Annotated in this window: 15 protein-coding genes; 10 read left to right on the forward strand and 5 right to left on the reverse strand. The window is 64.0% G+C overall.

Features of this window, described 5'->3' with window-relative positions; all coding sequences use genetic code 11:
* Positions 1–74 precede the first annotated feature (74 nt).
* Genes KF886_10070 through KF886_10085 form a run of 4 tightly spaced genes read left to right on the forward strand, consistent with a single transcriptional unit; the run spans position 75 to position 4,010 of the window.
* Positions 75–1,256 carry a glycosyltransferase gene (locus KF886_10070; GenBank protein ID MBX3177696.1) on the forward strand — a complete coding sequence of 394 codons (1,182 nt, stop codon included), beginning with the start codon at positions 75–77 and terminating at the stop codon, positions 1,254–1,256.
* A gap of 5 nt (positions 1,257–1,261) precedes the next feature.
* A complete protein-coding gene (locus KF886_10075; GenBank protein ID MBX3177697.1) occupies positions 1,262–2,425 on the forward strand; it encodes a glycosyltransferase family 4 protein in 1,164 nt (387 codons plus the stop codon).
* Positions 2,397–3,131 (forward strand): PIG-L family deacetylase, encoded by a 735-nt coding sequence (locus tag KF886_10080; GenBank protein MBX3177698.1) that lies wholly within the window; start codon positions 2,397–2,399, stop codon positions 3,129–3,131. Before KF886_10075 ends, KF886_10080 begins: the two co-directional genes overlap by 29 nt.
* Before the next feature lie 57 nt (positions 3,132–3,188).
* Positions 3,189–4,010 (forward strand): TIGR02757 family protein, encoded by an 822-nt coding sequence (locus tag KF886_10085; GenBank protein MBX3177699.1) that lies wholly within the window; start codon positions 3,189–3,191, stop codon positions 4,008–4,010.
* 354 nt (positions 4,011–4,364) lie between these two features.
* On the opposite strand, the gene KF886_10090 is transcribed toward KF886_10085, so the two are convergent.
* From KF886_10090 to KF886_10100, 3 genes are all read right to left on the reverse strand, one after another.
* Positions 4,365–5,390 (reverse strand): dienelactone hydrolase, encoded by a 1,026-nt coding sequence (locus tag KF886_10090; protein MBX3177700.1) that lies wholly within the window; start codon positions 5,388–5,390, stop codon positions 4,365–4,367.
* A gap of 157 nt (positions 5,391–5,547) precedes the next feature.
* Complete coding sequence (locus KF886_10095; protein MBX3177701.1) at positions 5,548–5,748, reverse strand: helix-turn-helix transcriptional regulator; 201 nt, start codon at positions 5,746–5,748, stop codon at positions 5,548–5,550.
* 333 nt (positions 5,749–6,081) lie between these two features.
* Entirely contained in the window at positions 6,082–7,476 is a 1,395-nt protein-coding gene (locus tag KF886_10100) for an alpha/beta hydrolase (GenBank protein ID MBX3177702.1), read from the reverse strand.
* A gap of 126 nt (positions 7,477–7,602) precedes the next feature.
* On the opposite strand from KF886_10100, the gene KF886_10105 reads away from it, so the two are divergent.
* Positions 7,603–8,142 carry a rhodanese-like domain-containing protein gene (locus KF886_10105; protein ID MBX3177703.1) on the forward strand — a complete coding sequence of 180 codons (540 nt, stop codon included), beginning with the start codon at positions 7,603–7,605 and terminating at the stop codon, positions 8,140–8,142.
* Positions 8,143–8,589: 447 nt separating this feature from the next.
* On the opposite strand, the gene KF886_10110 is transcribed toward KF886_10105, so the two are convergent.
* Complete coding sequence (locus tag KF886_10110; GenBank protein MBX3177704.1) at positions 8,590–9,156, reverse strand: NUDIX hydrolase; 567 nt, start codon at positions 9,154–9,156, stop codon at positions 8,590–8,592.
* Between the two features lie 361 nt (positions 9,157–9,517).
* Between KF886_10110 and KF886_10115 the strand changes: the two genes are divergently transcribed.
* Together KF886_10115 and KF886_10120 are read left to right on the forward strand one after the other, a co-directional pair.
* Entirely contained in the window at positions 9,518–10,162 is a 645-nt protein-coding gene (locus KF886_10115; protein MBX3177705.1) for a hypothetical protein, read from the forward strand.
* 55 nt (positions 10,163–10,217) lie between these two features.
* Positions 10,218–11,039 carry a hypothetical protein gene (locus KF886_10120; protein ID MBX3177706.1) on the forward strand — a complete coding sequence of 274 codons (822 nt, stop codon included), beginning with the start codon at positions 10,218–10,220 and terminating at the stop codon, positions 11,037–11,039.
* A 108-nt stretch (positions 11,040–11,147) separates the two neighbouring features.
* Here KF886_10120 and KF886_10125 read toward each other — a convergent pair whose 3' ends face one another.
* A complete protein-coding gene (locus KF886_10125; protein MBX3177707.1) occupies positions 11,148–11,669 on the reverse strand; it encodes an ATP-binding protein in 522 nt (173 codons plus the stop codon).
* A gap of 5 nt (positions 11,670–11,674) precedes the next feature.
* Here KF886_10125 and KF886_10130 point away from each other — a divergent pair, with 5 nt between their 5' ends.
* From KF886_10130 to KF886_10140, 3 genes are all read left to right on the forward strand, one after another.
* Positions 11,675–12,688: a helix-turn-helix domain-containing protein gene (locus tag KF886_10130; GenBank protein MBX3177708.1), complete on the forward strand. Its 1,014-nt coding sequence runs from the start codon at positions 11,675–11,677 to the stop codon at positions 12,686–12,688.
* Positions 12,689–12,920: 232 nt separating this feature from the next.
* Entirely contained in the window at positions 12,921–13,451 is a 531-nt protein-coding gene (locus tag KF886_10135; protein ID MBX3177709.1) for an ATP-binding protein, read from the forward strand.
* A 110-nt stretch (positions 13,452–13,561) separates the two neighbouring features.
* Positions 13,562–13,867 carry a hypothetical protein gene (locus KF886_10140; GenBank protein ID MBX3177710.1) on the forward strand — a complete coding sequence of 102 codons (306 nt, stop codon included), beginning with the start codon at positions 13,562–13,564 and terminating at the stop codon, positions 13,865–13,867.
* Positions 13,868–14,049: the final 182 nt, after the last annotated feature.

Genomic DNA, 14,049 nt, shown 5'->3' on the forward strand with positions numbered 1-14,049 from the left:
ATATCAGAACTTCACCAAAAACTTTTCACCGTTCTGACCAGCATCCCCCGAACCGTGTGAAACAGCGCTTTCCAATGCGAATCCTGATACCCACAGCCGACTATCCGCCCATTGAAGGGGGCATCAGCACCGTCACCCTGGAGCTGTCCCGGGCGCTGGCGCGCCGGGGGCACACGGTGACGGTGGTGGCGCCGTGGTTTCCGGATATGGAGTCCTTCGACGCAACGGAACCGGTGACGGTGGTGCGCTACCGGGGCTACGACTGGGGCTGGCTGCGCGCCTGGCCGCTTTTTCGGGTGGCGGGCCCGCTCGTGCGGCGGCATGACGTGATCCTGGCGATTAACGTGGCGTATGGCGGGTTGCTGGGCCTTCTGGGGCGCACTATCGGCGGGGCGCCCTACGTCAATTTCGCCTATGGCTATGAATATCTGAAGTTTTCGCGGAATCCGGCGGCGCGGTTGTTGCTGCGGCTTATCTACCGGGGCGGGCGCACGACCATCGCGATCAGCCGGTACACGCGGGATCAGCTCATTCAATTCGGGGTGGCGCCATCCCGCATCGCGGTGGCGCTTCCGGGCGCGCAATTGCCGGAGCCGGTATCGGACTCCGCGATCCGCGCGGCCCGGCACGAGCTCGATCTGGAGGACGCGCCGTACATCCTTTCGGTGGGGCGGCTGATCCCGCGAAAGGGACACGTCACCCTGATCGAGGCGCTGGCGCGCCTTCAGGAGCGGGGCATTCACGCCCACCTGGTCATCGCCGGACGCGGCCCGGAGATGGAGGCGTGCCAGCGGCAGGCGGCAGCGCTCGGGCTGGACGGCTGTGTTCATCTGGCGGGCTATGTGGCGCCGGCGATGCTGGGCGCGCTCTACGCCGATTGCGCGTGTTTCGCGCTGCCCGCGGGGGAGGATGAGAACGGGCAGGTGGAAGGTTTCGGGCTGGTCTACACCGAGGCCCACGCGCATGGAAAGCCGGTGATCGCGGGCCGGTCCGGGGGCGCGCCGGAGGCGGTGCTGCACGAGGAGACAGGCCTGCTGGTTTCGCCGCGGGACCCGGACGCCATCGCGGAGGCGCTGGCGCGCGTGCTGGGCGATCCGGCATACGGGCGAGCGCTCGGCGAGGCGGGGCGTGCGCGGGTAGCGCGCGAGCTGAACTGGGATCGCTTCGCCGAACGGGTGATCCAGGAGTCCGGGCTGGCGGAGACGCCAGTGGACGCGACCCAACCCGCGGGGCGCGACGCCCGCGCGGACGAGTGAGCCCGATGCCGAAGTACCGCATCGCCCACATTATCACGCGCCTGTGCGTTGGCGGGGCGCAGGAAAACACATTTCACACGGTGCGCCTGGCCGATCGCGATCGCTTCACCGCCGATCTTATCAGCGGACCGACGGAGGGCGGCGAGGGCAGCATCGAGCCGGCGGTCCTGGCGGCGGGCATCGACCTTATCCGCGAGCCGCACCTGGTCCGCGCGCCGGCGCCGCACCGGGATTGGCTCGCGCTGCGCGGGCTGACACGCACGCTGCGCGCGGGACGTTACGACCTGGTGCACACGCACACCTCCAAGGCGGGCTTTCTCGGGCGGATCGCGGCGGCGCGGGCCGGCATCCCGCATGTGGTGCACACGTCGCACGGAAACGTCTTCGACGGCTACTTCAACCGCCCGCTCGCGGCGATCTTCACCGGCCTGGAACGCTACGCGGCGCGCCACACGAGCCGCTTCATCGAGCTGACGCCCGGGGGCGTGGAGGCCCACCTGGAACGGGGCATCGGACGGCGGGAACAGTTCCGGGTGGTGTTCAGCGGCATCGACCCGGCGCCCTTCGAGGACGCCCTGGCGCGCCGGGCGGAGACGCGCGCATCGTTGGGTGTATCCGGTGACCAGGTTCTTGTGGGCGGCGTGGGGCGCCTGGCGCCGGTCAAGGGATTTGCTTATTTCGTGGAGATGGCCCGCGCGCTTGCGACCGAGCTGCCCGGTGTCCGGTTCGTACTGGCGGGCGACGGCGAAGAATCCGCGCGGCTGCAAGCGCAGGCGGGCGGGGTGGTCCGCTTGCTGGGGATGCGCGGAGACATCCCGGCGATCATGGCGGCACTCGATATTCTGGTGGTTCCGTCGCTGAACGAGGGCATGGGCCGGGTGATTCTGGAGGCGGGCGCGGCGGGCGTGCCGGTGGTTGCGAGCCGGACGGGGGGAATTCCCGACATCGTGGATGATGGCGTGACGGGCGTGCTGGTCGCGCCGCGATCCGCGGGGGAACTGGCAACGGCGGTGCGCGGGCTAGTACACTCCCCCGAACGCCGCCAGGGGATGGGCGCGGCCGCGCGGGCCCGGATCCTCCCCCACTACAGCCTGGCCGCGATGGTTCAACGGATTGAAGCCATTTACGAGGAACTCCTTCATGCGCACCCCCCAGACCCCCGCCGATGAATTTCTGTCCAAGCAGCGGCTGCTTGTCGTATCACCGCACGCCGACGACGAGAGTTTCGGCTGCGCGGGGACGATGGCGCGGATCAAGGACCTGGGCGGCGAGGTCTACGTGATCTGCTGCTCGGTGGGGACGCTGAAGCATTACGACGGTAAGGAGGAGCTGGTCCAGGGCAGCACGCGCGAGCAGGAGTTCGAGGCGGTGATGGAATACCTGAAGGTGGACGATTTCGAGTACCTGTACCGCGACGCGGAAACGCACCTGCGGCTGGACATGATCCCCCGGCGGGACCTGATCGCGCTGATCGAGCGGGACGCGCGGCTGGCGCTGGACAAGGTGCAGCCGACGATGCTGGCGATTCCGGTGTCTTCGTACAACCAGGATCACGAGGCGGTCTTCCGCGCGGCGTTCACGGCGGCGCGTCCGGGGGTTCCGAAGGACAAACCGATCCAGCCGCTGGTGCTGGGCTACAACAACACGTCGCTTTTCTGGAGCCTGGAGCACGAGAAGATCCACATGAACTTTTACGTGGACATATCGGACTACCTGGAGCAGAAACTGCACGCCCTGAGCCTGCACCGGTCGCAGCTGCGCGATCCGATCCACCACTCGAGCGTCCAGAACGTGGAATACATGGCGCGTTTGCGCGGGAGCGAGATCTCGGTTGCCGCGGCGGAGGGCTACATGCTCTTCCGCCAGATCCTGTAGGGCCGGGCGCCCGCCATGGCCCGGCCGACACCAAGGGCGCGGGGAGCGCTTGCGCCCATGACCGCCGCGCGCCGGCGCCGCCTGGAAGCGCTTCGCCCCGCGCTGGACGGCCTCTACGCGCGCTATAACCGGCGCGCGTTTGTCGATCCCGATCCGCTGGCGCCGGTGTACGCCTTTACGGATCCCGCCGAGCAGGAGGTGGCCGCGCTGCTTGCCGCGGCGCTGGCTTTCGGGAATGTAAAGACGATACTGGAGAGCATCCGGCGCGTTTTCGAGGCCGTTCCCGCGCCCGCCCGGGCCGCGCGCGACCTGCCGCCGGCGGCGCTGCGGCGCCGGCTCGAAGGATTCCGCCACCGCTATGTGACGGGAACCGAAGTGGCCGCGCTGATGGCGGGAGCGGGGAGCCTGCTTCGCGAATACGGATCGCTGGGCGGCGCGCTGATGGCGCTGGACGATCCGGAATCGGCCACCGTGCTGCCCGTGATTGCGCGCCTCGCCGATGCGCTTCGCGCGCGGGGGGGCCTGCCGAAGAACTACCTCGTCCCGGATCCCGCGCTGGGCAGCGCCTGCAAGCGCTGGTTCATGCTTCTGCGGTGGATGGTTCGGGAGGACGATGTCGATCTGGGGCTCTGGCGCCGGCTGGGCGCCGGGCGGCTTATTGTTCCGGTGGACACGCACATGCACCGGGTGGCGATCGGGCTGGGGCTGACGCGGCGCAAGGCGGCGGATCTGAAGGCGGCGCTGGAGATCACGGCCGCGTTTCGCGCGATCTGTCCGGAAGATCCGGTGCGTTACGATTTCTGTCTGACGCGCCTGGGCATTCGCGCGGACGGCGATATGGCGGCGTTCGTGCGCGAGGCGCGGACGCCGGGGGCCTGAAGAGCAGGTGGAGCGGGGTTGGGATTTACGGTATCGGTGGGTTGGGGAAGTCTGGTTCACGCTGCCGCGGACGGGCCGAAGGTACGCCGTGGCGGAAATGTTCGCGATCCTGTTGCGCCTTCGGCGCTGAACACAGCCGGGACGGCTGTGCCACTTTCTTTTCGGGGTGGTATTGTTGGGGGGGGCAGGGAAGCTTTTGGAGGTGGGCTCACGCTGCCGCGGACAGGCCGAAGGTACGCCGCAGCGGAAATGTTCGCGATCCTGTTGCGCCTTCGGCGCATTGCGGGCGGGCCGTCCACCACGGCGCATCTTCGACCTGCGCTCCTATTTGGTCCGCGCTTTTTTAGTCTGGTTCTACTTCCGCTGCCAGCGGTCTTGTGCTTCCAGTATGGTGGCGGGTCCGGGGCCGTCGAGCCAGGCGCGGGCGTCTGGGTCGTCGCGGAGCCAGGTGTCCCAGAAGGCGGTGCTGAGTGCGAGGATCGCGCGATGGTGGTTTGGATTTCGCGTGTTCCGGTCGCCGGGCAGGGCGCGATCGGTGAAGGCGGAGTGCTCGGCGCCGTGCAGCACGAGCTCGTATTTGCCGCCCGGCGGGAGGGCCGGGTAGACCGCGAGCCGAGAGGCGACGTCCGCGCCGCCGATGCGCGCGATGTCTTCCGTGCCCGTCATCAGCAGCCACGGGATCGTGACGCTGGCAAACGCGCGGCCGGGGTCGCCCCGGCGCGGTGCGCTCGGGCTGAACATGATCGCCGCGCGCACACGCGGATCCGCCATGGAGCGCCCGCCGGGAAAGGCCTGCCCGCTGGCGGCCTGGGTTGTGAGCGCGCCGAAGGAGTGGCCGGACATGCCGATATGATCGCGGTCCAGGCGCCCTTCGATGGGGTGGCCCACCTCATCGTTCCAGCGGGAGAGGGCATCCAGCGTAGCGGAGACATCCCCGGCGCGCAGCACAAGGTTCTCGCCGGTGGCGGCGCCTTCCATCGCGGCGAAACGGCGTCCCAGCCGGGCCTCGCGCCAGATGGCGTCGTCGCTGCCGGGGTGCTGCAGAAACACCGCCAGATAGCCGCGCGCGGCCCAGTGCCGGCCCAGGTAGGGGCTTGCTTCCCGCGAGCCGCCGAGGCCGTGGCTGAATAGGACGACAGGGGCTTCACCGGCGCCGGGCGGCAGGTACACGCGCAGGGGAATCGTGCGCTTCCGCGCGGTGTCTTCCACGGTAAGGTCGAGGGTTTGGATGGACTCGGCCGCGACGGAAAGCGCCAGCGGATCATAACTGGTCTCTTCGGCAGCGGCGGGCGGCGGCGGGAATGCAAGGGCGAGAGCAAGCACGACCGGCAGTGCGGCGCGAAGGCGGCTGTGCAAAAGAGGGAATCGAACCGGGTTCATTTCACGTCTCCAGGTTGGTTTTGCCCTGGTAGAGTCCCGAGGCCGCGGATTGGTTACACCCCGGCCCCGGACACGCGGGGCCTGCCACGCCCCGGTGTCCGCTCCCCCGTTCTGGGTTACTGCCGACAGCCCGCACGGGCCGTTTTGGCCCGTCGCGTCAAGAAAAGAGGTCGGCGATGGAGCACCCCAGTTTCGCGCAGATCACCTCGATTGTCTTGAGGGAGACATTCTGGTCGCCCATTTCGATGCGGTTCAGCGAGGATTTCGAGATTCCCAGCTTCGAGGCGAACTGTACTTGCGGCGTATCGCCGCGGAGTTCCCGCAGGCGGCGCCCCAGTAACGCATTTAAATTGCTCATCGCGCACACTTTCCAAAACGGAACGCATTATACCGGCAAACCGTTCCCACATGGGGGAAATTTTCGGGCGCGGCGGGCCGCGCTCCAGAATCGGTGAAAGCGATGATAGCGCGGCATCGTTTCAGATTCCGGAACGTACGCGGAATCGGCCAGCACGCTATTGAAATGGTTTAAGTAGAACGGGCTATTCAATAGGGCAACTATGGAAGAGAAGTCCAGCGGTCGGGCGTGGCCGTGGTGGGGCATCGTGGGAATTCCCAGGCGCGGGCGCGGGCTGGATCGGGCGGCGTGCGGGCGTGAATGGCGGGTGGCGATCCGGCTCGGAAGCTGGGGTCAGTCGCCGGATTCGCCGGCGGATTCGCCGGCGGGTTCGCCAGCGGCAACGCCGGAGCCCGGGTAATTCTCGCGCAGCAGCCAGAAATTGTTGGACTGGCGGATGAGCGGGCGGCCATTGTCCACCCCGGGCTCCAGGCCATCGCGCAGGAGCAGGATAATGTCCGAACTGGCGGCGGGGTTGGTCCAGAAGTACGTGTGGCCTGTGATGTCGCTTTCCACCTCCGCGTCGATGAAGATCACGTTCGGCAGGCTGGTGAGCTTCGCCTGTTCAAAGGGGTTCAAATCGGCCAAAATGATCCGGCCGAGCCGCTTGACACTGTCGGTCAGCCAGGAGGAGAGCAGGAGCGCGCGGTCGCCGTTGGACAGGTACACCGTGAATCGCTCCGGGACGAAAATGACGCCTTCGGCGACGAGGGAGTGGTTCACGATGTCGAGGTCGAGGTCGGGCGCGGCGAGCACGAGGTGGCCGAGTTTCAATTCGGCGCGGGCGTCGCGCCCGGCTCCGCGGTATTCGAGCATGAGCTCCTTGATGGCGGTCGTGGCGACGTCGGTGCCGCGGCTGTGCGCGAGGATATGTATCTTTTCGAGGCCCGGCGCGGCGGCGATGGCGCGAAGGAACTGCTTGAAATGAAAGTTGGTGAAGCTTCCCGATTCCGAGTCGGCGGTGTAGCCGCGAAGTCCGCCTCGCCCGGCGGGCCAGGAATAGACCATGGGAACGCCGGGGCGCGCCATGAAATGCCAGACCTGGGCCATGGTCTGGGCGGCGTGGTAGAACTGGTTGTTGTAGCCGTGCACGAATAGAAAAACCTCGGGCCGTTCCGCTCGGGCCAGGGCATCGGCCACGATCCCGGAGAGGGCGGCCTCCGCCTCGGCTTCCTCCCGGAGGTGGTCCTCGTCGCGAACGGGCGCCCCGCCGCGGACACGCCATCCGGCGTGGGGCGGCGGAAACCGACCCATTTCCTCGGTGTGTGCGAGGAAGGGCACGAAACGGCGCTGGCGGCGCCGGTTGACGCTTGCGTGGCGGAGTTCCTCCCAGGTCACATTATCGCCGAGCGCGACCGTGGCCACGCCGAAGGCGAGCTCGTCGGAGCGCTTGTGGCCGTATTGGGCGCCCGTGCCCCTTGGCTTGTCCCCGATCCCGTTTTCGGCGCGGTCGGTGGCGTATATCAGGTCCACCTCGACGCGCCGATCGTGTTCGGGCAGGTGGGCGAATGGATCGGATTCCGCGGCGAGATAGAGGTTGGGTGTTTTCATGAGCCCGGTGTGCTCGCAGCCGGTGGCGAGGCCTCCCGCGGCGAGGGCCAGGAGTAGCAGCGCGGCGATGCGCCTGGCCGCCGGGAGGGGCGGCGGCGCGATATTGGAAGGTTTTCGGTCGGGAACATTGGACGGCATGCGGGGATTATAGCAGGGCCGCCCGGGCGAACGCCGCAAGACGCCGAGGGCCGGAAATGTGGTACGCTCGGGTGTTGGGCTCGCCGCACCGTAGCGCCTGTTCAACCGAGGAAGGGTTATCCTGTAATGACCGGCCATGGCTTGCTTTACCGTGCGCTTCCGCTGGCGCTTGTGTTACTTGCGCCCGGCTGTTTCCGCGCGCGGGCGGGGCTGACGCCGGAAGACGATGCGGCGCGCCGGGAGCGTATCGAGACGCTTTACCAGGACTACCGGCGGGATTTTCCGGACGTAAACGAGGTGACGCCGCAGGGGCTGCTTGACTTGCGGGCGGCGGGAGACGTCGTGATCGTGGACGTGCGGACGCGGGAGGAGCAGCGGGTGTCGGCCCTTCCGGGCGCGATTGCGCGCGCGGAGTTCGAGGCGAATCGCGAGCGTTATCGGGACTTTACCGTCGTTACATATTGCACGATAGGCGCGCGGAGCGGGGCCTATGCGGAGCGGCTGCGTGGCGAGGGGTGCGAAGTCTTCAATCTCAAGGGGAGTGTTCTTGCGTGGACGCATGCCGGGATGATGTTGGTCGATGGCGAGGGCCGGGAGACGCGGACGGTGCATACGTACGGCCCGCAGTGGGATCTCGTGGCGGAGGGGTATGAGTCGGTGTGGTGAGGTGGTGTGCGGGTGATGCGGATGTTGGCCGCTCTTTACGGGCCAGGGATGCCGGCGTCCCTGGATTGCCGCTCGTGCGGGGTGATTTTGGCGGAGTTGGCGTCCCGTTGCTCCAGGCACACGAACGCGCTGGAGCGCGATCGCGTGGCACGGGGTTCGGGTTTGTGTTGGGTCAGGCAAGGATGCCTAATCCGCCTGCGGCGGACTTTCAGCCAACGCCGGCTTCCGCTGCTTTACTGCTGTGGTCCAGGTTTCGCTGGCGGGAATGCCCAAATCTGGTTTGGGCCGCTCGATTGGGGTGGTGTTGGCGGGGGACGGTTGGTGGCGCTCCAGGCACACGAAGGCGCTGGGGCGCCATCGCGTGACACGTGCCGGAATTGCGCCTTTTTTTCGGCCAATGTCGCGGGTGTGGTGGCGTAGGGCTTCTGTTGGGTCAGGCAGGGATGCCTAACCTCCTTTGGAGCTGCTCGTGTGGAGGCGGTCGTAGAGCAGGATGCCCATGATGCTGAAGGCGTCGGTGATTTCGCCGCGTTCGACCATGGAGACGGCTTCGTCCCAGGGGACGGTGCGCAGCTGGAGGGCTTCGGTCCCCTCGGGATCCGCGCCCACGTGGCGGAGCCCTCGCGCGACGTAGAGGAAGCCCCGTTCGGATGAGTGGCAGTTGCTGAGGTGGATTTCGCCGCCGAGCGGGGTCCATGTGTCCGCTTCGAGGCCGGCTTCTTCGCGCAGTTCGCGCTGGCACGCGACGAGGGGTTCTTCGCCGGGGTCGGCGCCGCCTTCGACGATCTCCCATGAATAGCAGTGAAGCGGGTAGCGGTATTGTCCGACGAGGTAGAGTTCGTCCTGTTCGGTGAGGGCGAGGACGCCGGTGGCGACGCGGCAGTCGACGACGCCGTAGATGCCGGGGGCGCCGTCGGGGCGGATCACCTGGTCTTCGCGGACGGTGATCCAGGGGTTCTGGTATTTCACTTCGCTGGACAGGGTGGTCCAGGGGTTCTTTTCGGGGTCGTTCATGCGGAATGGCTCCATCGTTGGAGGGTAGCGGGCGGTGGGGGTAGCGTAGCAGAGTGCTGCGGGGCGATTCATATTTGGGCGGTGCACATGGGAACTGGCTTGGTTGCCGGCAGGGATGCCGGCGCTCCATTCGGGCCACTTGCGGCGACGCGGGACGTTGAAATGTCGCTGGCTGGCGACCGTTGGGCTATAGAAGAGTCCCAAGTTTTTGTCGGAGGCGAAAAGGGGGTTGACAGATCCGTGTGTTCCGGTTAATACTGTCCCGAGGTAGGGAATTCCAAGAGCGCAGTACCAGCAGCATCCTTTTGTCTTGCGCCGTTGCGAGGGAGGACGTTGGGGAACATCAACCGGGAGAGGAAGCATGGAGATCAATGCGATTCTGGGCGCGCTTTTGGGCGCGGTGCTGGGGGCGATAGCGTGGGCGGCGGTTGCGGCGGTCACAGGGATGGAATTGGGACTGGTGGCGTGGGGCGTGGGCGGCCTGGTGGGGTTGGGCGCGTTTGTGCTGGACGGCCGGGGCCTGGCTTCGGGCATCGTGTGCGCCTGCCTGGCGCTGGTGGCGATCGTGGCGGGCAAGTTCATGGTGATCAACCACTTTGCGAACCAGGAGCTGTCCGCTATCGCGGATATCGGTCTGAGCCAGGAACTCTACAATGAATTGCATACCGACGCGATGGATTTCGCGCAGGTGACGTCGGAGGCCGAGTATCCGGCGTTTATGGTGTCCCACGGGTACAGCGAAGCCGAAACGCCGGAGAACGTGTTTGCCTCCGAGATCGATTTCTTCAAAGAGGTGAACGTTCCGGATCTTCAGGCGTGGGCCGCGAATCCGCCAACCTACGAGCAGTGGCGTGCGGATTCCACCCAGCGCGCGCAGGCCTTTGTGATGGAGAACATTCCGCTGACGGAAATCTTCATCGAATCGATTGGCATCATCGATATTGTCTTTTTCGCGCTCGGCATCGGCACGGCGTTCCGGGTTGGGTCGGGGGGTGAGTTTGAGTAGAGTGTCTCCAATTGTGCGCATTGCGGTCCCAGAAGGCCGAAGAAGGTGTCAATATATGAAATCTGCTTTCATCTGTCTTGGCTTCCTGCTGTTCCTTGTGTCGCTGGCGGGCTGCCCACCTTCGAACGGCGGCCCGCTCCCCGATGACGGTCCGTTTACGCTCACGCTGGTACTGGAGAGCGATGTGCTCGGCAGTCGCAATATGAATGTTTGGGTCTTTATCGGGAGCGAGCCATACACGCGCGATTCAGCACCTTATCTGGATCCAAGCAAGCTCGCGATCCGATTTACGGCAAGCCAGGAACTCGATATGACCCAGCTTGTTGTGGAGCATGGCGAGGTTGTAACCCTGATAGCGTTCGACGGGGACCGAAGCAACTTTGGGGCCGGAAATGCAGCCATTGATGACGAAAACGCCAACGAGTTCCTTGCGTGGGAAGGAGACATAAGCTTGGGGGAGCAGGGCGACCTCGGCGTCGCATCGTTTGAAATGGATCGTGACCGCACGATAACGGCGTTGTACCAGCGGATGCCCCTGGTGGTGATTTCACAGGAAACCCTCAACGCGGGCGGAGTGTCTCCCGGCTGTCTAGATTTGTCCGTATCCGCGCCGGTCTGGCTTTCATTTCCCGGCGACGAAGTTGTATTTAACGATGGCCGAGTCTGTGGACTCGGCGCACCGGGGGTAATTCTTCGCGGACAAATGCGCACGGGCTCCACGGTAACGATGACCGCGGCGCCCTTGGATCCTCAGCCCCCCAATCTTGTATTCTCTGAGTGGACCGGTGCGACCAGTTGCGGCGCGAATCCCACGTGCACGATTACGGCGGGAGATTCGGAAGGTGTGACGTTAATCTGGGTCCCCGCGGGCAGTTGACAGCTTCACCAGCTACGTTGCACCCGTCCCGAGTACCCCCCACGCCAACCACGGCCGCACATGGGTTCGGCAGTTCGGTCGGGGCTTGTTTAGAGATCATTGGTCGCTCTACAGCACGGACTTATCCAGGCTGCGGTATTGCACCGCCTCGGCGACTTGGTGTTCGGTGATGTCTTCTTTGGCTTCGAGGTCCGCGAGGGTGCGGGCGATGCGGAGTATTTTGTCGTAGGCGCGGGCGCTGAGGCCGAGGGTGTTGAGGGCGCGTTCGAGGAGGGACTTGCTGGCGTCGTTGAGCTTGCAGTACTGGCGCAGGGTTTTGCTGTCGAGGTGGGCGTTGAAGCGGAAGGCGGCGCCGTTGCTCCGCGCGCGCTGCCGTTCGCGCGCGCCGAGGACCTGTTCGCGGACTTCGGCGGTCGTTGGGCCGCTGACCTGGGTGTCGGTCAGTTCGTCGAAACTCAACGCGGGCACGTCCACGTGGATGTCGATGCGGTCGAGGAGGGGCCCGGAGAGGCGCCCGATGTAGCGCTGTACGTCGGCCGCGCTGCAGCGGCATTCCCGGCGCGGGTCGGTGCGGCAGCCGCAAGGGCATGATTGCGTTGCCTTCGTGCCATCGCAAGCTAAGTGCCTCAAAACCCATGCCTTACGGTTATCCGACCGAGCCAAGAACCGTCGGCGAACACCTCCGTAAGCGCCGACTGGATCTGCAACTCCTGCAACGCGAAGTTGCGGTTATCATCAGCGTCAACGGGGCTACGATACAGAATTGGGAGACCGGCAGCCACTCCGTATCCCTTTCGGCATGGCCTGCCGTCCTGGAATTCTTGGGGTACGACCCCCGGCCGTCCGGCCAGACGCTCGGCGAAATGTTACGCCTTCGCCGTGAGAGTCTCGGCCTGTCCACTGCCGATCTCGCCCGACAGTTGGGCATTGACCCGTCCACCGTCACACGGTATGAACTCAAGCCTGACCACCTGCAAGACCATCTCTCCATATCCAAGATAGCGCAATTCCTGGGTCACAATCCGCTCCCCGAGCCGGACTCGCCAAAGGAATATGTCCGGCAGGCGCGATACTTGCTCGGCCTCAGTCAGCGAGAATTGGCGAACAGGCTGCGCGTATGTACCGACCTCGTCTCCCGATGGGAACGTAACGAGACTTGCCCGACTACCAGACACCTTGACCGCATCGAGGCGTTGCTTGCTGACTTGACCGAATCGCTCCGGCTGCCATGCGCGGAGCACGTCAGGGCCGTATGCGCCTCGGCGAAACGGCCAGACCGCCGCACCCGGCCGCGCTCGACTGCCCCGGTCAAATTGGAGAACCTCGGCGACCACATCCGCAAACGGCGGCTGGACCTCGGCCTGAGCCAAGCAGCCTTGGCCAAGCAGTTCGGCATTAACAGGAACGCTGTCACGAGATGGGAAGCCGGGTTGGATGAGCCGGGGCTTAAACAAATGCCCAAGGCAATCGAATTCTTGGGCTACGACCCAACATCAAGCGACGGTGAACTGGCGTATCAAATCCGGTCCAATCGCCGAGCCTTGGGCCTGTCGCAAGCAGAATTCGGTAAACTTCTCGGCGTAAGCAGGGAGACCGTCAATCTCTGGGAGAACGGCAAGCGGGTGCCGGGCGAATCCACCCAAATCTAGGCCAGCCTAAAACTCGATGAATGCAGTCGAGAGTAAACCAGCCTCCTGCTTACCGTCGTAGAGCAACCAGGTCCCCAACATCGCGCTTCAAGCGACGGCAATGGTATGATAACTTGCTGGACGACGTGTGGTCGTCCGACTACAATTGGGTGTGGAAGGATCCGAACCAAACGCGTTGTAACCTCATCCGCAAGCGCGGATTCGACGCTACTTCACCTTCGAGTGTGATAAAATGAGAGTCCTCCTTTTGCTATACGGTCTGCCATGTTCAGGGAAAACCACGGTGGCATCGCGACTGGTTCATCACTACGATTTCGTCTATCTAGACATTGAATCAATTTGGCACAGTACATTTGGCCAACCCGATTTCACCGAAACCCAAAGTGCCGCAGTGTTTGAGACTCTCATACAAGCCATTCGTGACGCAGCAGCACTAAATAAGAATATCCTGCTAGAAGGTGTATTCGCGTCGCCAGATCGCCTTTCGACTCTGTCTCAAGTTTGTCGCAATGAAGGGCTGGCTTTCGTAGCAGTTCTTCTGCAGGTCGATTGGGCGGTTCTGCGCAAACGGATGAGGTCTAGGGCCGCTGCAGGGGGACGACTCACAATCGAACGTGTCAAATGGTTATCGGCGAAATTCTCCACTGATCAATTAAGCAGCCTGACAATTGATACTACTAATACGGAACCGCGACTCGTGTTCAATCGAATTGTCCACTTCTTGTCTCATAATCTCTCTCTATCTCTGCCGCCAAAGACTTGAGATGCATGTCTAGAAGCCCTCGCGCGGGCACTTCATCTGCAAGACGTTGGGACGCTTTCGCCGCCAACCTATGTGCATCCTTCGTTCCCTCGTATAGCAGACGGCACAGAATGATTCTGCTGAAACATTTGATTTTTGCTTCTACGGAGTCCGAAGCCAAACCCTTTGAAACCAGCGGACGCACCCAAGACAGAAATTCCTCCGCATCGATTCTTGGTCGCGGTAGAATCGCGTCCAGCGCTGGTCCTGCAAGACATGAATTCGACTGGAGAAAACCAAGCGTGTGGAGTGGTAACTCGCGCGAAAAGCAGTGCCAATCCGGAACCGACAACGGCCCACATAGATGCAAGAGTAAAACGTTTTCTGGATTGCTCTGGGAATCCAATGGCCCAACTACAAAATTCAGCTTAGGTTGAATTTCGATCAGATCCAGTTGCGCTGATGACACAGCATGCCTGATCATGTGTTCTGTATTAGATGATATGGTTGTAAAAACACCGTCCTCAGCTCGTCCCCGCTGGGCACAATCTCTCAATCGAACTATTGAACCGCAATTTGAAGCCTCTTCAGAAGTCAGATCGGCAAGCAAAATGTCGAG

Source organism: Candidatus Hydrogenedentota bacterium, assembly GCA_019637335.1.
Taxonomy (GTDB): domain Bacteria; phylum Hydrogenedentota; class Hydrogenedentia; order Hydrogenedentales; family JAEUWI01; genus JAEUWI01.

Coding starts and splice junctions, on each gene's coding strand:
- KF886_10115 (MBX3177705.1), top strand. CDS start 9,518: ATGGAGATCAATGCGATTCTGGGCGCGCTTTTGGGCGCGGTGCTGGGG.
- KF886_10100 (MBX3177702.1), bottom strand. CDS start 7,476: ATGCCGTCCAATGTTCCCGACCGAAAACCTTCCAATATCGCGCCGCCG.
- KF886_10075 (MBX3177697.1), top strand. CDS start 1,262: ATGCCGAAGTACCGCATCGCCCACATTATCACGCGCCTGTGCGTTGGC.
- KF886_10090 (MBX3177700.1), bottom strand. CDS start 5,390: ATGAACCCGGTTCGATTCCCTCTTTTGCACAGCCGCCTTCGCGCCGCA.
- KF886_10095 (MBX3177701.1), bottom strand. CDS start 5,748: ATGAGCAATTTAAATGCGTTACTGGGGCGCCGCCTGCGGGAACTCCGC.
- KF886_10085 (MBX3177699.1), top strand. CDS start 3,189: ATGACCGCCGCGCGCCGGCGCCGCCTGGAAGCGCTTCGCCCCGCGCTG.
- KF886_10140 (MBX3177710.1), top strand. CDS start 13,562: ATGATTCTGCTGAAACATTTGATTTTTGCTTCTACGGAGTCCGAAGCC.
- KF886_10135 (MBX3177709.1), top strand. CDS start 12,921: ATGAGAGTCCTCCTTTTGCTATACGGTCTGCCATGTTCAGGGAAAACC.
- KF886_10105 (MBX3177703.1), top strand. CDS start 7,603: ATGACCGGCCATGGCTTGCTTTACCGTGCGCTTCCGCTGGCGCTTGTG.
- KF886_10120 (MBX3177706.1), top strand. CDS start 10,218: ATGAAATCTGCTTTCATCTGTCTTGGCTTCCTGCTGTTCCTTGTGTCG.
- KF886_10070 (MBX3177696.1), top strand. CDS start 75: ATGCGAATCCTGATACCCACAGCCGACTATCCGCCCATTGAAGGGGGC.
- KF886_10080 (MBX3177698.1), top strand. CDS start 2,397: ATGCGCACCCCCCAGACCCCCGCCGATGAATTTCTGTCCAAGCAGCGG.
- KF886_10130 (MBX3177708.1), top strand. CDS start 11,675: ATGCCTTACGGTTATCCGACCGAGCCAAGAACCGTCGGCGAACACCTC.
- KF886_10110 (MBX3177704.1), bottom strand. CDS start 9,156: ATGAACGACCCCGAAAAGAACCCCTGGACCACCCTGTCCAGCGAAGTG.